The sequence below is a fragment of the Parajatrophihabitans canadensis genome (assembly GCF_053764775.1).
Window position 1 is genome coordinate 2486509 of the sequence record NZ_CM132445.1, and the last position, 20262, is coordinate 2506770.

The 20262-nt window shown below is 63.2% G+C and carries 20 protein-coding genes and 1 rRNA gene; 20 read left to right on the forward strand and 1 reads right to left on the reverse strand.

Translation table 11 applies throughout. The annotated features are described in order from the left end of the window. Window positions 1–67 precede the first annotated feature (67 nt). From rrf to ACSMXN_RS12085, 3 genes are all read left to right on the forward strand, one after another. Window positions 68–184 (forward strand): 5S ribosomal RNA (rrf, locus tag ACSMXN_RS12075). A gap of 283 nt (window positions 185–467) precedes the next feature. Next, window positions 468–1271 carry a hypothetical protein gene (locus tag ACSMXN_RS12080; RefSeq protein ID WP_081648909.1) on the forward strand — a complete coding sequence of 268 codons (804 nt, stop codon included), beginning with the start codon at window positions 468–470 and terminating at the stop codon, window positions 1269–1271. Window positions 1272–1354: 83 nt separating this feature from the next. Further along, window positions 1355–1978, forward strand: coding sequence for a tetratricopeptide repeat protein (locus tag ACSMXN_RS12085; protein ID WP_081648910.1), 624 nt, complete (start codon window positions 1355–1357; stop codon window positions 1976–1978). A gap of 8 nt (window positions 1979–1986) precedes the next feature. Here the strand turns inward: ACSMXN_RS12085 and ACSMXN_RS12090 are convergent, their stop codons facing one another. Continuing rightward, window positions 1987–3279, reverse strand: coding sequence for a DUF1015 family protein (locus tag ACSMXN_RS12090; RefSeq protein WP_022911704.1), 1293 nt, complete (start codon window positions 3277–3279; stop codon window positions 1987–1989). Window positions 3280–3356: 77 nt separating this feature from the next. Here ACSMXN_RS12090 and ACSMXN_RS12095 point away from each other — a divergent pair, with 77 nt between their 5' ends. The 17 genes from ACSMXN_RS12095 to der all read left to right on the forward strand — a co-directional run bounded on the left by ACSMXN_RS12095 (window position 3357) and on the right by der (window position 20255). Next, window positions 3357–4409, forward strand: coding sequence for an HAD-IIA family hydrolase (locus ACSMXN_RS12095; RefSeq protein ID WP_022911705.1), 1053 nt, complete (start codon window positions 3357–3359; stop codon window positions 4407–4409). A 98-nt stretch (window positions 4410–4507) separates the two neighbouring features. After that, on the forward strand, window positions 4508–4681 hold the full coding sequence (locus ACSMXN_RS12100) for a hypothetical protein (RefSeq protein ID WP_155958252.1): 174 nt from the start codon (window positions 4508–4510) through the stop codon (window positions 4679–4681). An 11-nt stretch (window positions 4682–4692) separates the two neighbouring features. Further along, on the forward strand, window positions 4693–5559 hold the full coding sequence (locus ACSMXN_RS12105; RefSeq protein WP_022911707.1) for a TlyA family RNA methyltransferase: 867 nt from the start codon (window positions 4693–4695) through the stop codon (window positions 5557–5559). Beyond that, complete coding sequence (locus ACSMXN_RS12110) at window positions 5556–6488, forward strand: NAD kinase (RefSeq protein WP_022911708.1); 933 nt, start codon at window positions 5556–5558, stop codon at window positions 6486–6488. The genes ACSMXN_RS12105 and ACSMXN_RS12110 overlap by 4 nt, the downstream gene beginning before the upstream one ends. A 3-nt stretch (window positions 6489–6491) precedes the next feature. Next, window positions 6492–8318, forward strand: a complete 1827-nt coding sequence (gene recN / locus ACSMXN_RS12115; RefSeq protein ID WP_022911709.1) for a DNA repair protein RecN — start codon at window positions 6492–6494, stop codon at window positions 8316–8318. A 53-nt stretch (window positions 8319–8371) separates the two neighbouring features. Next, on the forward strand, window positions 8372–9553 hold the full coding sequence (gene steA / locus ACSMXN_RS12120; RefSeq protein ID WP_022911710.1) for a putative cytokinetic ring protein SteA: 1182 nt from the start codon (window positions 8372–8374) through the stop codon (window positions 9551–9553). Next, entirely contained in the window at window positions 9550–10473 is a 924-nt protein-coding gene (locus ACSMXN_RS12125) for a copper transporter (protein WP_022911711.1), read from the forward strand. Before steA ends, ACSMXN_RS12125 begins: the two co-directional genes overlap by 4 nt. A gap of 160 nt (window positions 10474–10633) precedes the next feature. Then, a complete protein-coding gene (locus ACSMXN_RS12130; RefSeq protein ID WP_051148760.1) occupies window positions 10634–12394 on the forward strand; it encodes a CTP synthase in 1761 nt (586 codons plus the stop codon). A gap of 13 nt (window positions 12395–12407) precedes the next feature. Beyond that, a complete protein-coding gene (locus ACSMXN_RS12135; RefSeq protein WP_022911713.1) occupies window positions 12408–13055 on the forward strand; it encodes an NUDIX hydrolase in 648 nt (215 codons plus the stop codon). Further along, window positions 13042–14001, forward strand: coding sequence for a site-specific tyrosine recombinase XerD (gene xerD / locus ACSMXN_RS12140; RefSeq protein ID WP_022911714.1), 960 nt, complete (start codon window positions 13042–13044; stop codon window positions 13999–14001). Before ACSMXN_RS12135 ends, xerD begins: the two co-directional genes overlap by 14 nt. Window positions 14002–14222: 221 nt before the next feature. Further along, complete coding sequence (locus ACSMXN_RS12145; protein WP_022911715.1) at window positions 14223–15131, forward strand: ParA family protein; 909 nt, start codon at window positions 14223–14225, stop codon at window positions 15129–15131. Between the two features lie 83 nt (window positions 15132–15214). Then, the gene (locus ACSMXN_RS12150) at window positions 15215–16024 is read left to right on the forward strand and encodes a segregation/condensation protein A (protein WP_155958282.1); all 810 of its coding nucleotides are present in this window, start codon (window positions 15215–15217) and stop codon (window positions 16022–16024) included. Next, window positions 16024–16668, forward strand: coding sequence for an SMC-Scp complex subunit ScpB (scpB, locus tag ACSMXN_RS12155; protein WP_051148727.1), 645 nt, complete (start codon window positions 16024–16026; stop codon window positions 16666–16668). Before ACSMXN_RS12150 ends, scpB begins: the two co-directional genes overlap by 1 nt. Next, entirely contained in the window at window positions 16668–17453 is a 786-nt protein-coding gene (locus ACSMXN_RS12160; RefSeq protein ID WP_022911718.1) for a pseudouridine synthase, read from the forward strand. Before scpB ends, ACSMXN_RS12160 begins: the two co-directional genes overlap by 1 nt. A gap of 126 nt (window positions 17454–17579) precedes the next feature. Further along, window positions 17580–17942 (forward strand): chorismate mutase, encoded by a 363-nt coding sequence (gene aroH / locus ACSMXN_RS12165; RefSeq protein ID WP_027139026.1) that lies wholly within the window; start codon window positions 17580–17582, stop codon window positions 17940–17942. A gap of 154 nt (window positions 17943–18096) precedes the next feature. Further along, window positions 18097–18819, forward strand: a complete 723-nt coding sequence (gene cmk / locus ACSMXN_RS12170) for a (d)CMP kinase (RefSeq protein WP_455407757.1) — start codon at window positions 18097–18099, stop codon at window positions 18817–18819. A gap of 35 nt (window positions 18820–18854) precedes the next feature. Then, complete coding sequence (gene der / locus ACSMXN_RS12175) at window positions 18855–20255, forward strand: ribosome biogenesis GTPase Der (RefSeq protein ID WP_022911721.1); 1401 nt, start codon at window positions 18855–18857, stop codon at window positions 20253–20255. The last annotated feature ends 7 nt before the right edge of the window (window positions 20256–20262 follow it).

The following is a 20262-nucleotide window of genomic DNA, read 5'->3' on the forward strand; positions in this document are numbered from 1 at the left end:
CCCCACCACCCACCCCACAACACCAGGGGCCGGGCCGGCGGGAGCGGACCACACATCTCCATAGAGTTTCGGCGACCACAGCGAGAGGGAAACGCCCGGACCCATCCCGAACCCGGAAGCTAAGCCTCCCAGCGCCGATGGTACTGCGCGGGCCACCGCGTGGGAGAGTAGGACGTCGCCGGACACAACTTCGACCAAGGTCGTTCGGCTTTTTAGCTGAACGACCTTGGCCGCATTTTGAGCCATTACTGTTCGGCCTCGGTCGAACAGTAATGGCTTTATTTGTTTTACACGATTGTTTTTCGTTTATTGATCGGGATGGATGATTTAAATGGCTGAATACGGAGCACGGCGTACGACAGGATCAGGTTCGAATTCACGCGGTGCCTCGAACCGTGGCAATGTGAATTCAAATCGCGGTCGCGCCTCAAACCCAGCTGCCGGCGGTCGAGGCAGCCAGAGCTCCGGTGACACCCGCGGGTCGGGCGACCGCAGTGATGCCCGCGGGTCGGCCGACCGCAGTGCCGCCCGTCGCGACGGTCGTCCCGGCTATTCGGCCGATCGGGGCGCCGCATCGAGGTCGTCCGGCGCTCGCGGCTCGGAGCGTCGAGACGTACGTGGTGCTCAGCCGCCGCGTTCCCAATCGGATCGTCCGTGGCGCGAGAGTTCAACGGATCGTTCGCAGTCAGCCCGCCCTGCACGTGGTGGATCCTCGTCCCGTGGTGCTGATGATCGCAAATCCGCTGGCCGTGACGCGCCGCGCGCGGCCGGAAACAACTGGTGGGAGTCTGGCGGCAGCACCGCCGGCGCCAGCCGCTCGCCCGGCAGGCCCCGGTCCAGTGGCACCGAACGCTCGGCTGGTGCCTCAGACCGACGAGGCGGGAGCCGCGGCTACTCATCGGACCGGCCCGCTTCCGACCGGCCCGCTTCTGACCGGCGCGGCGGGGCAGCCCGGGCCTCGGGTTCGGACCCTTCGCGTCGCTCGCAACCGAGGGTCGGTCGTGACGAGCGGTTCGCCTCGGGTGCCCGCTCGGATGACTGGGGCCGCTCGAGTGGTGCCCGTCCCGCGAGCGGCAGCGACCGGCCCGGTAATGACCGATCGGGTGGGAACCGCGAACGTCCCACTGGCCGGCCCGCCGGCCGCGAAGGCAATGTTGGTCGCTCCGGTGGCCGGGATCACGGAGGCGCGGATCGCCCGAATCGGGCAGGCGCTCCGCGATATGCGCGAACCGGTGAATCGGCTCCTCGAGGCGGACGCAGTCATCGGATAGAAGAAGAGGACTATGAAGCGACTCGCGGATCTCGACCGACCAGAGGCACGGAGATCGCTATTCCGGCCGATGCTGATCCACGCTTGCTCGATCCGGCAGTTCGATCTGAGTTGCGTTCACTGAGCAAGCTCGGCGCCGAGTTCGTTGGTGGGCATCTGGTCGCCGCGGGTCAGCTGATCGACGATGATCCTAAAAAGGCGCTCGAACACGCGCGTGCTGCGCGAGGCCGCGGCGCACGTATAGCTGCGGTTCGGGAAGCATGTGGACTCGCCGCCTACCACGCAGGCGAGTGGGCGGAGGCGTTGTCAGAGCTGCGGGCGGCCCGTCGTATGTCCGGTGATGCCTCCAACATCGCCGTGATGGCCGATTGCGAGCGGGCCTTAGGTCGGCCTGAGCGTGCGTTGAAAGCCATCGAAGACCCGATCGTTGGAAAGTTGGACCCAGCAACGCGCGCCGAGCTGCAAATCGTTGTCGCGGGTGCTCGGCGGGACATGGGTCAGCTCGACGCTGCCTTGGCCGTACTCGAGCGAAGCGGCCTCGATCCGAAGAATCCGAAGCCTGGCAGCGCGAGGCTCTGGTACGCCTACGCCGACGCTCTGGCTGAAGCAGGCCGCACTCAAGACGCGATTCAGTGGTTCGGACACGCGGCGATCGCCGATCACGACGACGAAACCGACGCCGCCGACCGCGCCGCGAACCTGCTGTAGCGAACCTGCTACTGATCGGCGAATCGACGCAGGACGAGACCGGACGCTGGTTTCGGAGTGAAGAGCGTCGATTTTCTCGGCATCCTTGCGCCGGCGGCGGCCACCTCGGCGACGGCCTGTACGGGAGTGGCTCTCAGCAGAACCGCGGTGCCACCGCTGGCGTCAGCAGCCGCGATCGCGTCGTCGATGTCGTGTGCGTAGTCGACCGTTTCGACCGAATCGGTCAGCCCCCACACCTGCTCGACGAGAACCCGATGCAAGATGGTGACATCCAGGCGGCCAAGAGCGGTTCCCGACTCTGAGCCCAGGCCGTGGGAGATCACGTCCGGTTTGACGTCGCTCACCACTCTGGCCTCGGCTCCGTGAACGAGCGCGACGGCAAAGCCGTCGATGTCAGCGAGCACATCTTCGACCTGATCGATGGGTATGGGCGCACCTAGCGTGGCTACCTGACGTGTCATCGCGACGATCTGGTCCCAACCGAGGGCGACGACACGATGGATGGCGTGGACCTGCGGTCCATAAGCCGAAGTGTCAACTAGAAGCGTGAGGCCCCGATCCCACGGCCCGGGCAGGCCACCATGATCAGCTTGAAGCTGGCGATAGGTCGCGTACCGGTGGTGGCCGTCGGCAATCAGCGCACGCCGGCCGGACAGATCATCCGAAACCGCCGCGTGCTGAGCGGGATCAGTCAGTGCCCACAATCTATGCGTGACTCCGTCAGAGGTCCGCGCCTGAGCCACGGGCGGCGTACTAGGCGTGTCCGCCACCAAACTCGAAGCCGCTCCACCGCCGTCGTACACAAGGTAGATGGGCTCTAGATTCGCATCGGTAGCGGTCATCAAGGCAAGGCGGTCGGAGACAGGACCTGCCATCGTGTTCTCATGCGGCAGTATCACGCCGTCATCAGGGTCGCGAAGCTCGATCGCGCCGAGCAGGCCTCGGGTGACGTCGCCTTGCGGTGTGGACATTTCGTAGACGAACAACGCCTCGACGTCATCTACGGCAAGTGTCCCGTCTTCGATCCATGCCTCGATCAGCATCTCGGCGCCGGCATAAGGATCGCCGTCAGCCAGGGCTGACTCGGCGTCGCCCGGCAGGATCAGACGAACCGCGTTCGTCTCGCTACCGTCGATCAGCGACGCGCGTACCTCCGGTGAGATCACGTCGTATGGAGGTGAGAGCTGCAGCCCGAGGGTCGCGTCCGGGTTCGTATAGCGGGTCGCTCGAAACGGTGTCAGGGACAGCCCCTTCGACGGGGGTGCGGCTTGGGTGCGGTCAGGGTTGTCGGCGATGCTCACGCGCAACGATGTTACGCAATTCCCCGGCCCAGGGATGGGGTTCCGGCCAGGAGCCACGATGGAGAATGATTCAGCCCATGATGGCTTCCGCGCAACCGCTGGCGATCGAATACGATGTCGCTCTCTTAGATCTTGATGGCGTGGTTTACGTGGGAGCGCAGGCGATACCGGGGGCGCCGGCAGCCCTAGCCGCCGCGCGCGGGCAAGGCATGCGGTTGGCCTTCGTCACCAACAATGCGTCGCGTACTCCCGAGCAGGTGGCCGCACTCCTGACCGGGATGGAAGTCCCGGCACAGCCAAGTGAGGTCATCACTTCCTCCCACGCAGCCGCCCATTATCTCGCAGACCGACTGCCCAACGGGTCCGCGGTACTAGTGCTCGGCACGACGGGTTTGATCGAGGCGTTGACCGAACGAGGCCTAAAGCCGGTGTTTTCAGCTGATGACGAACCGCTGGCAGTTGCTCAGGGATACTCGCCCGAACTCGACTGGCACGCGCTCGCTGAGGGCATGGTGGCAATCCGCCGCGGCGCGCAGTGGGTCGCCACCAACCTAGATCCGACCGTGCCCTCGCCCCGAGGTCCACTACCCGGAAACGGCGCGCTGGTCGCTGCACTACGCCATGCCACTGGAATGAGACCGGTATCAACGGGCAAACCCGATCCGACGATGCACGCCGAAAGCGTGCAACGCTCGGGCGCGAAGCATCCGTTGGTGGTAGGCGATCGCTTGGACACAGACATCGAAGGCGCCAGGCGGGCCGACTGCGCGGCGCTCCTCGTCTTGACGGGCGTCACCTCACCGGCCGATTTGTTGGCTGCAACGACTGCCCAGCGTCCCGATTATCTCGGTCGGGACCTAAATGCACTCCTGACGTCTCACCCGAAGGTCAACAGACTCGAGAACGGCTTCGGTTGCGGGTCGGCCGTGGTCCGAATCGATGATCGCGATCTCAGCGTCGGCGCCGGGCTGCAGTCCGAGGAGGGTGACGGTCTCGATCCGTTGCGTGCCCTCTCGGCAGCTGCATGGTCGCTCAGTGACGCCGGTCTGAGGCCGGCAGGGCTCGTCGCGACCGACAAGATCGCTCTGGATCTACTGAGCGGGTTGGGCCTCCCGGTCAAGGCTCGATGAGCTTCGCGAGTGATGTGACGCGACGATAAGCTACTGCGCGAGTCTCGCAGCATCGCGGTTGCCGGGGAGCGAGGCACCAACCGGGTACCTTGGCATCTGTGAGTGATCCCGTGCCTGCGCCCGTGCCCGTGACCGAGGTACTTCTGGGTATAGAAAGTGCCCGCGACTTGTTGAACGGTATCGATACCCTTCCCTTGGCCGAAGCCGCTACCCGTTTCGAGGGCCTGCATCTTGAGTTGCAAGCTGCGCTCTCCGACCTTGACCACGCCTGATCCGAGCGCACATGGTTCGCCGGTTGCGTCTGGATGCTGAGCTGGTTCGTCGTCAGCTCGCCCGCTCACGGGAACAAGCAGTCGAGCTGATTGCCTCAGGGCGGGTACAGGTCCGTGGTGCCACTGCGACGAAGCCTGCTACCGGTGTCGATACGGATACGCCGATCCGCATTCAATCCGCCGGGCTCGATCCCGGTTATGCCTCACGCGGCGCGTACAAACTGATCGGTGCGCTCGACACCTTCACGGGAATCGACGTTAGCGGGCGCCGATGCCTCGACGCCGGAGCCTCAACCGGGGGCTTCACAGACGTACTCCTCCGGCGAGGTGCTCGTGAGGTCATCGCCGTCGACGTCGGATACGGCCAACTCGTGTGGGCGCTGCAGTCCGATGACCGAGTACGGGTCCAGGATCGAACAAACGTGCGTACGTTGATTCCCGAGCAGATCGGCGGGGCGGCCGACATTACGGTCGCCGACCTGTCTTTCATCTCCCTGGCCCTCGTCCTGCCTGCCTTGGCATCGTGCACCATCGATGACCTGGTTCCGATGGTCAAGCCTCAATTCGAAGTCGGTCGGGATCGGCTCGGTAAGGGCGGTGTGGTCCGGGATCCGCTACTCCGGGCTGAAACTGTCCTCGCGGTTGCGACAGCAGCTGAGCGCCTCGGCTGGGGAACGGCCGGCGTAGCGAAGAGTCCGCTGCCCGGTCCAAGCGGCAACATTGAGTTCTTCCTGTGGCTACGAAAGGACGCCGGTCCACCCGATTCCGATCTCATTCAGTCCGTTGCGATGGAGCCGGATGCGAACGCCGAGGACAAGACGCCGATCAAAGCAACCGTGCCGATCAAGGCAGCTGACACCCTGAAGGAGGACACATGAGGTCGGTGATGCTGGTCGTGCATACCGGGCGATCCGACATCCGTGACCTCGCGCGACACGTCATTATGAAAATGAGCGCTGCCGGCTTCGAAGTCAGGCTGAATGCCACGGAGGCCGCGGATCTCGCCAAGGACGACGTCAACGAAGAGCTGAGCGGCCCCGGTTCGGCGTTGGACAAGATCACCATTCTCGACGGCCCGGACTGCGCGGTTGGCACCGAGGTCAGCCTCGTGCTCGGCGGGGATGGAACGTTCCTTCGTGCTGCCGAACTCGCCCGTCATTGCGACGTGCCACTACTCGGAGTCAACCTGGGACACGTGGGCTTCCTTGCCGAGACCGAGGTCGATGCCCTCGACGCAACTGTGTCCGCGATCGTCGATCGTCACTATGAGGTCGAGGAACGGATGACCTTGGCGGTGACAACGATGTTTGATGACGAAGTGATCGCCCACGATTGGGCGCTCAACGAGGTATCGGTCGAGAAGAGCAGCCGCGAGAAGATGATCGAGGTCGAAGTTGCCGTCGATGATCGTCCGTTGTTGCGCTTCGGTTGTGACGGCATCATCTGCGCAACCCCGACGGGCTCGACGGCATATGCATTCTCAGTCGGCGGTCCTATCGTCTGGCCGAACGTCGAGGCCATGCTCGTGGTGCCGAACGCTGCTCACGCCTTGTTCGACCGCCCCCTCGTAGTAGCGCCGACCTCGCAGATCCGGCTTGACCTTCTCAGACCAGATCAGTCGGGTCTGCTCAGCTGTGACGGGCGGCGTTCGCACGATTTGAGACCTGGCACTCGTTTGCAGGTCGAGCGTGGAAGTAAACCGATTCTCGTGGCGAGGCCGCACCCAACGCCGTTCGGTGAAAGGCTCGTCGCCAAATTCCAACTACCCGTTCGCAGTTTTCGTGATGGCGGGCCCACTACTGTCTAGGGCGTGCTGGAGGAAATCCGCATCCGCGGACTTGGGGTGATCTCTGAAGCGGTGCTCGAATTCGGGCCCGGCCTGACTGTCGTCACCGGTGAGACCGGTGCCGGAAAGACCATGGTCCTCAGTGGGCTCTCCCTGATGTTTGGCGGTCGTGCTGATTTCGGTCGACTTCGTCCGGGTGTCGACTCCGCCAGCGTGGAGGGCCGACTACTTGTTGGCGCGGACTCTGCGGCGGCAAGTCTGGTTGTCGATGCGGGCGGGGATGTCGACGGCGACGGCACGCTTGTCCTGCGGCGAGTGGTCAGTTCCAACGGTCGTTCGCGTGCCGCTGCCGGTGGTGCCTCCGTCCCAGCGTCCGTGCTCAGCAGACTGGCCACCGGATTGGTTGCGGTGCACGGGCAAGCCGACCAACAGCGTCTGACCCAGCCGTCCGAGCAGCGACTGACGCTCGATCGCTATGCCGGCATCGACCTTGGGCAGTGTCGGGCGGCCTTCCGCGACTGGCGCGAGGCGGAGGCCGAACTTGCCAGACGGCAGAGTGACGCGCGCGAACTCGAGCGGGAATCCGAACTGCTTCGCTACGGTATCGCCGAGATCGAGGCCGTCGCTCCGCAGATCGGTGAAGACCTCGAACTCGCAGTGCTCTCGGCTCGCCTGGAACACGCAGACACGCTTCGGGTTGCTGCGAAATCGGCTCACAACCTGTTACTCGGCGACCCCGACGATCCGGTCGGGGAGGCCGCCGACGTTCAGAGCCTTGTCGGCTCGGCGAGACGGGCACTGCAACAGGTTGCCGGGACCGACATCGAATTGGATGCCATCAGTGACCAACTGACAGATCTGCTCAGCGTTGCCAACGACGTCGGCTCCGAATTGGCCGCATACGAGATGAAGCTCGAAGCCGATCCGGCACGGCTCGCCGCGACGCAGGATCGCCGGGCCTCGCTCAGCACTCTGACACGCAAGTACGGCGCGGACCTGGCTGCTGTCATCGAATGGGCGGAGGATGCTCAGCGGCGTCTTCTGGAGTCAGACACCTCAGAACAAGCAATCGCGGCGCTGGCAGCGGCACGGGATCGGGCGCGGACCGACTACGTCCGAATCGCCGACGAGGTCTCGCAACTCCGCCGGAAGGCCGCAGCTGACCTGTCGGCCAAGATCACCACTGAGCTCGCAGGGCTTGCCATGACCGGGTCGGCGGTGATCGTCGAGGTGAGTTTCCGCGCATCGACAGATGCAGCTCCGTCGGTGATGGTGGAGAAGAAACCGGTCGGAGCGGGCCCGGACGGCGTGGACGAAGTCGAGATCCTCCTGCGTTCACACCCAGACGCGCCGTCGCTTCCTGTTCAGCGGGGTGCCTCCGGGGGCGAGTTGTCGAGGGTCATGCTCGCGATCGAGGTTGTTCTGGCTGGTACCGATCCCGTTCCCACCATGGTCTTCGACGAGGTCGATGCCGGCGTCGGCGGCCGTGCGGCCATCGAAGTGGGTCGGCGCCTCGCCCTGCTCGCGCGCCGCCATCAAGTCATCGTGGTGACCCACCTCGCTCAGGTTGCCTCCTACGCCGACCATCACGTGGTCGTCGACAAGACGAATGCGACGGATGAAACGGGTGTCACCCGTAGTGACATCCGGACGGTCATCGGCGCCGAACGGCTGACAGAACTCGCCCGGATGCTGTCCGGCGATGACACGCCTGTTGCCCGCAAACATGCAGCCGAGCTGCTTGCCGCGGCCGCGATCGACGCCAAATCGGCGATGTCTGAGTCTACGGACGGCGGCGGCTCGGTCCCAGAATTGCCGAAGACACGTCGAGGAACTCGATCCAAACGGTAACTCCGCGTGGCGAAGACCCGAAAAGCCGGTCGTCGATGGCAGCATCGGATCACATGAAGATGGCCACCATGCGCCGATCGCGGGACATGTCACTGCCGGGTATCGCGGGCGTTGCTCGACTCGATCGAAGAGTTCCGCGCCTGCTACAACGCCTGCATGCGGGTGACATCGCGGTCATCGACGTGTCCGACCTTGACCGCGCGACGGCCGATGCGCTCATTGCAGTTCAGGTCGCCGCGGTGGTCAACGCAAAGCCGAGCATCTCCGGTAGGTATCCGAACCTCGGACCAGAGATCCTGATCGCCAGTGGTATCGCTCTCGTAGACGATGTGGGCACCGAGATCTTTTCCGAGCTCAAGGAGGGCACCCGCCTCCGCCTCGACGGTGACACCCTGTATAGCGGCGAGGTCGAGGTAGCCCGCGGCGTTCGTCAGGATCAGGCGAGCATCGCGGCGGCGATGGATCGCGCAAAGGAGGGGCTGTCTGCACAGTTGGCAGCCTTTGCGGCCAGCGCGCAGCAGCATATGCATCGCGAGAAGGAACTCCTGCTCGACGGCGTCGGCTTACCGGACCTGTCAACCCGCTTCGACGGCCGCCATGTGCTCATGGTCGCCCGCAGCTATGACTTCAAGTCAGACCTCAAGGCTTTGAAACACTACATTCGCGAGTTTCGCCCGGTCCTGATTGGTATTGACGGCGGCGCCGATGTGCTCCGCGATGCCGGTTATCGACCCGATCTGGTTATCGGCGATATGGACGCGATGTCGGAGGCCGCGTTACGCGACGCAGGTGAGGTAGTGGCTCACGCGAACGAGCACGGCCGGGTTGATGGCCTCGCTCGGGTGCAGGATCTACGAATCGAGCCAGTCATCTTCCCGACCGCGGGGACTAGCGAAGACGCGGCAATGTTGCTCGCGGACGCTGGCCACGCCAAATTGATCGTCACAGTCGGGATCCGCGCCACGCTGGAGGAATTCCTCGACGCCGGTCGCGGCGGTATGGCGTCAACGGTGTTGACCAGACTCAAGGTCGGTGGCCGCCTCGTGGATGCCAAGGCCGCTGCGCAGTTGTTTCAGACGAAGATTTCGAGCTTGTCGCTCGTCCTGCTCGCATTGGCCGCTCTCGTGGCCATTGCCGTCGTATTGGTCGCCAGCAGCGCTGGTGACAGCTACCTGCACATCTTGTCCGACGGATGGCAACATCTCGTCGACCGACTGAGGGACCTCTTCTCGTGATCTCGTTCAGGTACCACCTTGTTTCAATCATCGGCATATTTTTGGCCATTGCGCTCGGCGTGGTCATCGGTACGAGCGCGCTCAACGGCGCGGTCGTAGGCGATCTGCGTCGCCAGGTCAGTGATTTGAAGCAGTCCAACGCAAGCGCCGTCCAGGCGAACCAGACGCTACAGAGCCAGGCCGGCGACGCCGACGACCTGGCGAAAGCGTTCGGTACAAAGATCGCGAACTCGTCCTTGGCGAAGACGAACGTTGTGATCGTCGGCGCCCCGGGCGCCAGCAGCGAATTCAAGGACGGTCTGGCTGCCGAGGTGGCCGCGGCCGGGGGCAAGGTGACGGCACGGATCCAGCTGTCAGCCAACTTCACCGATCCGAAGCGTGCGACCGACATTCGCGCACTGGCTACCTCTGGCGCTCATCCGGTCGGTCTGCAACTGCCAACGACCGATGATGCGGGCACGCTGGCGGGTTCATTGCTCGGTTTCGTCCTACTGGGCAAAGGCCAGGCGACCGACCTCACGCAGGTACTTGCCGGTCTGGGCACGCTGGGCATGGCCAAATCAGAAGGTGCCAACCCGGCAGCGGGCAAGGTCATCCTGCTCGTGGCGCCGGGCGCGAAGGCTGCCAGCGACCCTGACAATGCGGCTGGCAAGATACTGCTGTCGATGGCTACCCAATTCGCAGTGACCGGACCCACCGTCGTCGTGGGAGACAACGCCTCGGCGACTCAGGGTGGACTGGTCTCCCTTGTGCGAGCCGATTCCACGGCGAAGCAGGGCGTGTCCACAGTCGATGACGGCAACACCGCACTTGGACAGCTGACGACAGTATTGGTTGCCGCCGAGGCCCTGGCTGGCCGTCCCGGACAGTTCGGCACCGGGGCCGGCGTCGATGCCTTGATCCCGGGCGGTTCCAGCTGAGCGCGCCAGCTGACTCGGCGCGGTGGCCCTGCCCCACGTCAATTCGTGTTACCGTGAACTCCCGTGGATATGTGGGGTTTCAGCTCGGATTATCGGGTGTGCGTTTCACCGATAATTGCCCCGTCCGCAGCTCGTATTCGATGCGACCACGGGAGTCTCGTTGGCTCAATCAGCCCGGACCACTAAGCACCTCTTCGTCACCGGCGGGGTTGCATCCTCGCTCGGTAAAGGCCTGACGGCCTCATCCCTCGGCAGCCTGCTCAAAGCTCGCGGCCTGCGTGTCACCATGCAGAAACTCGATCCGTACCTCAACGTCGATCCCGGGACGATGAACCCGTTCCAGCACGGTGAGGTGTTCGTGACCGAGGATGGAGCTGAGACTGATCTGGACGTCGGCCACTATGAGCGCTTTCTCGACACCGACCTCGTGGGTTCGGCCAACGTAACCACTGGTCAGATTTACTCCTCTGTGATTGCGAAGGAGCGGCGCGGCGAGTATCTCGGCGATACCGTGCAGGTCATTCCGCACATCACCAACGAGATCAAGGACCGCATTCGGTCGATGGCCGCCCCGGCCTCGTTTTCACCGGGTGAGGCGCCGCAGATTCCGGATATCGTGATCACCGAAGTCGGTGGCACGGTCGGTGATATCGAATCGCTGCCGTTTCTTGAAGCCGCGCGGCAGGTTCGGCACGAGCTCGGTCGGGAAAACTGCTTCTTCCTCCACGTCTCCCTAGTTCCCTATCTCGCACCGTCGGGTGAGCTCAAGACGAAACCCACCCAACATTCGGTCGCGGCGTTGCGCAGTATCGGGATCACGCCCGATGCTGTCGTGTGTCGGGCGGACCGCGAGATTCCAGAGAATCTCAAACGTAAGATCTCGTTGATGTGCGATGTCGATGCCGAGGCCGTCGTAGCAGCGGTTGACGCGCCGAGCATCTATGAGATCCCGAAAGTGCTGCACTCCGAAGGCCTTGATGCCTACGTCGTTCGACGTCTGGGCTTGCCTTTCCGTGATGTCGACTGGACGTTGTGGGGCGACCTGCTCGATCGGGTACGCCACCCCAAGCGGGAGGTTACCGTTGCACTGGTCGGCAAGTACATCGACCTTCCGGATGCCTATCTTTCGGTTACCGAAGCACTGCGTGCCGGCGGTTTCGCCCACCGCGCAAAGGTGAATGTCCGCTGGGTTGCTTCGGACCTGTGCGAGACGACGGCAGGAGCCGCGACCCAACTGTCCGGCGTGGATGCGGTTCTCATCCCTGGTGGATTCGGGATCCGAGGTATCGAGGGGAAGCTCGGCGCCATCAGGTACGCCCGCGAGAGGTCGATACCGACACTGGGTTTGTGCCTTGGATTGCAATGTATGGCTATCGAAACGGCGCGCAACCTGGCAGACATCGCCGACGCGAACTCCGCTGAGTTCGACCCTGACACAGCAGACCCGGTTATTGCAACGATGGCAGATCAGGTCGACATCGTCGCGGGAAACGCAGATCTCGGTGGGACAATGCGGTTGGGCGCCTATCCTGCAAAGCTGGTTCCGGGTTCGATCGTGGCACAGGCGTACGGAACAACTGATGTCTCCGAGCGGCATCGCCACCGGTATGAGGTGAACAACAGCTATCGCGAAGCTTTGACCAACGCCGGACTCGTCATCTCCGGTACCTCACCGGACGGTAAGCTGGTCGAGTTCGTGGAGCTGCCGCGAGATGTTCACCCGTTCTTCGTTGCCACGCAGGCTCATCCGGAGCTGAAGTCTCGCCCAACTCGTCCGCACCCGTTGTTTTCCAGCTTCATCTCTGCGGCAATCGACTACTCCGAGGCAGCTCGCCTTCCGGTTGAGATTCCGGACGACGATAACGCATCGGACACTCTGAGTCGCGCACCGCTGTCGAGCACCGAGCCCGCAGCGGTCTGAGGGATACCGCCAGATGACAACGGCTGAAGACTTTGTGCTGCTCTCGAGCGAACACCACTATTCAGGCTGGGCGATCGACGTGCGTACTGACACGATCCGGATGCCTGATGGCACCATCGCCAAGCGAGACGTCATCGGTCATCCCGGCGCGGTGGGAGTCGTAGCCTTGGATGCTGATGACAAGGCGGTGATGGTTCGTCAATATCGGCATCCGGTGGGTCAGTTCCTGCTGGAGCTGCCGGCGGGCCTCTTGGATGTCGCAGGCGAGCCTGCCCTACAAGCGGCCCAGCGTGAACTCTACGAAGAAGCCTCGCTGACAGCTAGCGACTGGCAGGTTCTCGTCGATATTCACACCTCGCCGGGCATGACCGATGAGGCGATCAGGATCTTTCTGGCCCGCGGCTTGGTGGATGTTCCTGCTGAGGAGAGGTTCGAGAGCGAGCATGAAGAGATCACCATGACCGTGGAGAGACACAGTCTGCAACATCTTGCCGACATGGCGCTACGTGGCGAGTTGACGAACGGGCCGGCGGTAGCCGGCGTCTTCGCCGCTCGGCAGGCGCAGTCACAAGGCTGGCACGGACTTCGATCTGCGGATTCGCCGTGGCGAGCACGTCCGACGCACGGTGGCGAGCTAGATTGCTCGGATGACGGTCGCTGAGAGAACCAGCAAGGGCGCGCAGGCGTCGGCCGCTCAGACCATCGATGCCTACCTTGATCACCTGACGGTCGAGCGGGGTTCGTCGATGAATACCCTGACCTCTTATCGCAGAGATCTGCGCCGGTATCTGAGCTTTCTCACGAGTCGCGGTATGGATTCGCTGGCCGACGTGGATGCGATGACCGTCGGTGCCTTCTTGGCCGCCATGCGCGAAGGCGATCCGGATCATCCACCGTTGTCAGCGTCCTCAGCCGCCCGGGCTGTGGTCGCTGTCCGGGGACTGCACAAGTTCGCCTACGCCGACGGCCAAGTTGAATCCGACGTCGCTCGCGAGATCAAGCCACCAAGCCGGCCCCGACGGCTACCGAAGGCCATCTCCGTTGAAGACATTGAGCGACTGCTCGACGCCTCGGATTTCGATCAGACGCCGTTGTCAGTGCGAGATCGTGCCTTGCTGGAATTCCTCTACGGCACCGGAGCACGGATCTCTGAGGCGGTCGGGCTGGACGTCGACGATATCGACCTTGCCGGCCAGACTGTGCTGTTACGCGGCAAAGGTGGGAAGGAGCGGTTGGTACCGCTCGGATCGTTTGCCGCCAAAGCGCTGTCCGCCTACCTGGTCAGGGTTCGACCGCAATTGGTCTGTCAAGGACGGGGAACTGCGAAGGTCTTCCTCAACGCCAGGGGCGGCACCCTGTCGCGGCAGAGCGCGTGGACGGTACTGCGTAGCTCTGCTGAGAAAGCTGGTCTGACGAGCGCCATCTCGCCACACACGCTGCGGCATTCCTTTGCGACACACTTGATGGAAGGCGGCGCCGATGTGCGTGTCGTGCAGGAGCTACTCGGCCACGCCTCCGTGACCACCACCCAGATCTACACCCTGGTGACCGTCGATCAATTGCGTGAGATCTACGCGGGTGCACACCCTCGAGCGCAGGCGTCCTGAAGGCTGGCCTCAGAGTCTGTGTTCAAACTCGGATCCCAGAATCGGCCCAAAGCGTGCGGCCGACTCGGCCATGTACGCGCGAATGGCTTCACAGATTGCGACGGGATGGTTCGCTCCTGGGCGCCTGCGCAGGTAGGGGGCCCGATTGCGGTAACCTCCGCAACGGGTCAAGCACCGTCTTTGCGGGTCAGCGCCGTTCGCGTAAGGAGCGCATTTCTTCCATGACGACCTCCCAAACGCCCGGGCAAGACCCGGCGGTGATCGCAACGGGCGACGCAGCCGGATCTGGAGTCAAGTCAGCCGACCCCGCACGAGCTCGTGACCGTCGGCCGTTGGTCGCCCCGGAGCCCGTCAGTCACCATGGCCCAGCTCGCATCCTTGCGCTGTGTAATCAGAAGGGTGGCGTCGGAAAGACCACATCGACGATCAACCTGGGCGCGGCGCTGGCTGAGTTCGGTCGTCGGGTCTTGCTGGTGGATTTCGATCCCCAGGGCGCTCTAAGTGTCGGCCTGGGTATTCAACCGCATCAGCTGGAACTGACGACGTACAACCTCCTGATGGAGCGCGCAGTAGGTATCGACGAGGTACTCCTCAAGACCGGGGTGCCCGGTTTGGATCTCCTTCCGTCAAACATCGACCTGTCTGCGGCCGAGGTCCAATTGGTGAATGAGGTGGCGCGCGAGCAAACATTGGCGCGAGCGCTCGCGCCAGTGGTCGACAACTACGATTTCATTCTCATCGATTGCCAGCCTTCGCTCGGCCTCCTCACCGTAAACGCGCTGACCGCCTCCAACGGCGTGATTATTCCGCTGGAATGCGAGTTTTTCTCACTACGTGGCGTTGCGTTGCTCATCGATACGATCGACAAGGTGCAGCAACGTTTGAATCCAGGTCTTCGTCTCGAGGGAATCCTCGCGACGATGTACGACGGTCGTACCCTGCACGGCCGCGAGGTGTTTTCTCGAGTTCTGGAGGCATTCGGTGACAAGGTTTTCGACACCGTGATCAACCGGACGGTGCGTTTTCCCGAGACGACTGTTGCTGGTGAACCGATCACGAGTTGGGCGCCGAGCTCTAGTGGCGCGACCGCCTACCGGGAGCTGGCGATGGAGGTTTTGTCCCGCTCGTGAGTGACGGCATACCCGATTCCGACGCGGCGGTCTTCGCCTCGACGGACGAACTCACGCTTGAAGACCTACCCGAAGAATGGGACTTGCCGTCCGAACCAGAGCCCCTGGTGAGTGATGGAAAGTTCCGCGTTCACCTCGACAACTTCGATGGCCCGTTCGATTTGCTGCTGACCCTCATCGGCCGAAGGCAGCTCGACGTGACAGAGGTTGCACTTTCGCAGGTGACTGATGACTTCATTGCGTACCTGACAGCGGCCGGCGCCGACTTCGATCTTGGTCAAGCGACCGAGTTCCTCGTCGTTGGCGCAACGTTGCTCGATCTCAAAGCGGCTCGATTGCTCCCCGCGGCGGAGGTCGAGGACGAGGAAGATCTTGCCCTTCTGGAGGCGCGGGATCTGCTCTTCGCCCGGTTGCTGCAGTACCGCGCCTACAAGCTTGCAGCGAAGCATCTTGCGGATCTCGAGCGAAGTGCCGGACGTCGGTTCGGTCGGAATGCCGAATTGGAGGAACGGTTCGCCGCGCTGAGCCCCGAACTGCAAATCGGGATTGACCTCTACCAGTTCGCGGCGATAGCCGCTGCGGCGGTAAAGCCAAAGCCCGTGCCGATGGTTGGCATTGACCATATTCATGCCGCACGGGTCAGCGTCCGCGAGCACATGGCTGCAATGCGCGAGCGGTTGGCCCGCGTCGGCACAGCAACGTTTCGGGCGTTAGTTGCTGAGTGCAATTCCACCCTCGAGGTCGTCGCGCGGTTTCTGGGATTACTCGAGCTTTACCGCGATGGCGACGTCGCCTTCGACCAGGCCGAGGCGCTGTCCGAACTGAGGGTCAGATGGACCGGCGGCCAGACACGGACAGATGGTGGGAACGATCCCGACGAGGAGTACGAGTGATGTCAGAGCCGAATGCCGATCCGGACGACCTGGCAGCGGCCGCTACTTCGCAGGCTGCGTCGAGTGACTCGGAGGCCGAGCCAGCTGTGTTGGATTTCAGCGATCGGCTCACGCTCCGTGGGGCTCTGGAGTCGCTACTGTTCGTCGCCGACAGCCCTATGGAGCTGACTCAATTGGCGGCAGCTGTCCAACGACCGATGGCAGAGGTCGCCGAAGTCATGGCGGCGATCACGGCGGATCTGGACGACCGCGGGTCCGGATGGCAATTGCGCCCTGCGGCCACCGGCTTTCGGCTGTATACCCGTGATCGGTACGCGCCTGTCATCGAGGCGTTCCTGCTGGACGGCCAGCGGAGCAAGCTGAGTCAGGCAGCGCTCGAGACGCTGGCCGTGATCGCGTACCGGCAACCGGTCACGCGCGCCCGGATATCTGCAATTCGCGGTGTCAACGTCGACGGGGTCGTCCGGACTCTGTTGAGCCGGGGCCTGATCACGGAGGTAGGTTTGGATCCAGACACCGGGGGAGGCCTGTACCGCACGACCCAGGAGTTTCTGGAAAAGATGGGCATAGCCTCGGTCGACGAGCTACCTTCACTCGCCCCGTTGCTTCCCGAGCTCGACACGATTGATTCCGACGGACTCTGATGAACTCTCGACCCTTCGACGACCGACCCGCTCGACCCGAGCGCGCTCCGGACGGCCACATCCCCGACGGCATCAGGCTTCAGAAAGTCCTGGCCAGCGCCGGTGCCGGATCGCGGCGACACAGCGAACAACTCATTGCCGACGGCCGCGTGACCGTCGATGGCCAACCGGCAGAGCTTGGTACGCGAGTTGATCCGGCCGTGTCAATCGTCCGAATCGACGGCAAGCGCATCAACCTCCGCACAGATCTGGCCTACCTCGCGATGAACAAGCCGCGGGGAGTCGTGACAGCGATGTCGGACCCGCAGGGTCGGCCGTGTGTCGGCGACTACGTAGCAGACCGCCCCGAACGCTTGTTCCACGTAGGTCGACTCGACGCCGAGACCGAAGGCCTTCTGATACTTACCAATGACGGCGACTTCGCACATCGCCTCGCGCACCCGTCGCACGGCGTCGTCAAGACCTACATTGCGGACGTCCCGGGCCCAGTAGACCCGAAACTTGGTCGCATACTCGCCGCTGGAGTCAACCTGGAAGACGGACCGGTTCAGATCGACGGCTTTCGTATCGTTGATGCTTCGGGAAGCCGCGCGCTAGTCGAGGTGTCGCTGCACGAGGGTCGCAAGCACATAGTGCGCCGACTGCTCGAGGCAGTCGGCCATCCTGTTAGCCGCTTGGTGCGGACCTCGGTCGGCCCGGTTCGGCTCGGAGACCTGCGGCAGGGGACGCTGCGCGAGCTGACAGGCGACGAATTGAGTGCGCTATACCAACAGCTCGGTCTGTAGCGGACGGGAGGATGACGTCGCCGCTGCGGCTCGGCAGGGTTAAGTATGCGAAGACGGAACAGAGGACGAATCAGTCGAGTCTGACCATGAGATCTACATTCTGAAGAACTGTGAAAGGTGAGGAAATTGTCGGTGAGGGCAGTTCGGGGGGCCATACAGGTCGCGGACAACACTCGTGATGAGGTCTTGGACGGCGCGACCGAGTTGGTTCTCGGGGTGATGCAACGAAACGGAATCGAGCCGGATGATCTGATTTCGATTTTGTTCACCGCGACACCTGACTTGACCGCAGAGTTCCCTGCGTATGCAGCGCGACAGCTCGGTCTCACCGACGTGCCGCTAATGTGCGCCTCGGAAATAGCCGTCCCGGGCGCCTTGCCCCGCACCCTTCGGCTACTGGCACATGTGGAGACGTCGCGCCCTCGCTCCGAGATTCGGCATGTCTATCTCCGTGGCGCGGCGGCTCTCAGGACCGATCTACCCCAGTAGCGGCTACACACCGACCGTCCCGATTCGACTCAGCCGATTCGGACAGTCGGTGGATGGTGCTTCAAGCCCGTATCCTGATGGGTGGCTCCGGCGAACGGAGTGAGAATTCGCAGGGCTCGCTGTTCCTACAGCGTCGTTGGCGTGTTCTCTCCCGATGCAGAGACTGGACACGCTTGATATGGGTGCGCGACCGACTGAAGTCCCGTTTCGCGGGGTAGTCGCCTTGGACGGACCGTCGGGAACGGGCAAGTCGACTGTCGCTCGACAGCTGGCTCAGCGGCTGGGGGTCGCTTACCTTGACACCGGAGCGATGTATCGGGCGGCCACGGTGGCGGTCCTCAGAGCCGAGGTCGATCTGACTGACGCGGTCGCAGTCGCGAACACAGTTGCGGGCATAGACCTGCTGATCGGTACCGACCCAGCGAGGTCGACTGTCACATTGAACTCGGAGTCCGTCGACGCCGAGATTCGGTCTGCGGAAACGACCGCTGCTGTGAGTGCGGTCGCGGCGATCGGTGCTGTGCGTGAGCAGTTGGTGGCGCAGCAACGCGCGATCATCTCGGCTGGATCAATTGTGGCGGAAGGTCGCGATATCGGCTCCGTCGTATGGCCTGACGCCGAACTCAAGGTGTATCTGACCGCTACGGAACAGATCCGTGCACTACGTCGGGCGGGCGAGCTCGCGTTGAGCGACGTTGCTGCCGTAGCTGCAGACATTCGCCGCCGGGACGATTTCGATTCGTCTCGCGCAGTGAGCCCGTTGCATCGTCCCGATGGCGCAACGGAGGTCGACACCTCCGAACTGTCTGTCACAGAAGTGGTGGATGTACTCGAGCAGCTGGCCAGACAGGTCATGAGCGTTCCCAGCCGTGGCTGACTGTCGACTGTTATCCAATCCCGAGAGTGTTAACGATGACTGAGCAAGATCTACACGACGAAGACGCACAGCAAGGAGCGGAATCCGACGTCGGATCCGACGACGAGACACCGCTGTCGGTCCCGGTGGTGGCCGTCGTTGGCCGTCCGAACGTCGGAAAATCCACCCTGGTGAATAGGATCCTCGGGCGCCGCGAGGCCGTTGTGCAGGACATTCCAGGCGTCACTCGTGATCGCGTCGCGTACGACGCAGTGTGGGGCGGACGGCAGTTCACCCTCGTAGACACCGGCGGCTGGGAACCCGACGCGACGGGATTGCAGGCGATGGTTTCTCGGCAAGCCGAGCAAGCCGTCGTCACAGCCGACCTTGTCTTGTTCGTCATCGATTCCCGCACCGGCGCCACGGAAACTGACCTGGTTGTGGCACGAACGCTGCGCCGTGCAGGACGCCCTGTAGTTCTGGCCGTGACCAAAGTGGACGACGAACGCGGCGAGTCAGACGCTGCGGAGTTGTGGTCGCTTGGCCTGGGTGAGCCCTATCCGGTCAGTGGTCTGCATGGACGTGGTTCCGGAGACTTGCTCGATGCCATCCTGGCCAAGCTGCCCGACGCTCCCCGAGAATCGGATCTTGAGGGAGGCCCGCGGCGAGTTGCCCTCGTCGGTCGACCGAATGTGGGCAAGTCGAGCCTGCTGAACAGGTTGACCGGCGAGGAACGATCGGTTGTCGATTCGGTCGCCGGGACAACGGTCGATCCGGTCGACAGCCTGCTGCAGCTTGGCGACGAGGTCTGGCGGTTCGTCGACACAGCTGGACTCCGACGAAGAGTCAACAACGCCTCCGGAATGGAGTACTACGCGAGCTTGCGCACTGCGAGCGCAATCGAGGCTGCCGAGGTCGCCGTCGTGTTGCTCGATGCCTCCGAAGTGATCTCCGAGCAGGACCAGCGCGTCATAACGATGGTCATTGAGTCCGGGCGCTCCCTGGTCATTGCGTTCAACAAATGGGACCTTGTCGATGAAGATCGACGGGAGATGCTCGAGCGCGAGATCAATTGGGAATTGCAGCGGGTGCAGTGGGCGCCTCGCGTCAACGTCTCTGCCAAGACGGGACGCTCTGTCGACAAGCTCGCCATAGCTCTGAGGACGTCGCTGGCTGCCTGGGATCGACGAATTCCCACCGGCCGACTGAACACCTGGCTGAACGAGATCGTCGCGGCCACACCGCCCCCCGGCCGCGGCGGCAAACACCCCCGGGTGCTCTTCGCGACGCAAGCCGATACGCGACCGCCGAGATTTGTGCTGTTCACGACCGGCTTCCTTGAATCCGGATATCGCCGGTTCATAGAGCGCAAATTGCGTGAGGACTTCAACTTCGAGGGCACCCCCATCGAGATCTCGGTGCGGGTTCGCGAGCGAGGCATTCGCGGCGAGCGTTGATGCATCA

What these genes read in the sequence shown, in the direction of transcription:
- cmk (WP_455407757.1), top strand. Translation starts at nt 18,097, where the DNA reads ATGCAGAGACTGGACACGCTTGATATGGGTGCGCGACCGACTGAAGTC.
- ACSMXN_RS12110 (WP_022911708.1), top strand. Translation starts at nt 5,556, where the DNA reads ATGAGGTCGGTGATGCTGGTCGTGCATACCGGGCGATCCGACATCCGT.
- xerD (WP_022911714.1), top strand. Translation starts at nt 13,042, where the DNA reads ATGACGGTCGCTGAGAGAACCAGCAAGGGCGCGCAGGCGTCGGCCGCT.
- ACSMXN_RS12135 (WP_022911713.1), top strand. Translation starts at nt 12,408, where the DNA reads ATGACAACGGCTGAAGACTTTGTGCTGCTCTCGAGCGAACACCACTAT.
- ACSMXN_RS12105 (WP_022911707.1), top strand. Translation starts at nt 4,693, where the DNA reads ATGGTTCGCCGGTTGCGTCTGGATGCTGAGCTGGTTCGTCGTCAGCTC.
- der (WP_022911721.1), top strand. Translation starts at nt 18,855, where the DNA reads ATGACTGAGCAAGATCTACACGACGAAGACGCACAGCAAGGAGCGGAA.
- ACSMXN_RS12095 (WP_022911705.1), top strand. Translation starts at nt 3,357, where the DNA reads ATGATGGCTTCCGCGCAACCGCTGGCGATCGAATACGATGTCGCTCTC.
- ACSMXN_RS12160 (WP_022911718.1), top strand. Translation starts at nt 16,668, where the DNA reads ATGAACTCTCGACCCTTCGACGACCGACCCGCTCGACCCGAGCGCGCT.
- ACSMXN_RS12145 (WP_022911715.1), top strand. Translation starts at nt 14,223, where the DNA reads ATGACGACCTCCCAAACGCCCGGGCAAGACCCGGCGGTGATCGCAACG.
- scpB (WP_051148727.1), top strand. Translation starts at nt 16,024, where the DNA reads ATGTCAGAGCCGAATGCCGATCCGGACGACCTGGCAGCGGCCGCTACT.
- steA (WP_022911710.1), top strand. Translation starts at nt 8,372, where the DNA reads ATGAAGATGGCCACCATGCGCCGATCGCGGGACATGTCACTGCCGGGT.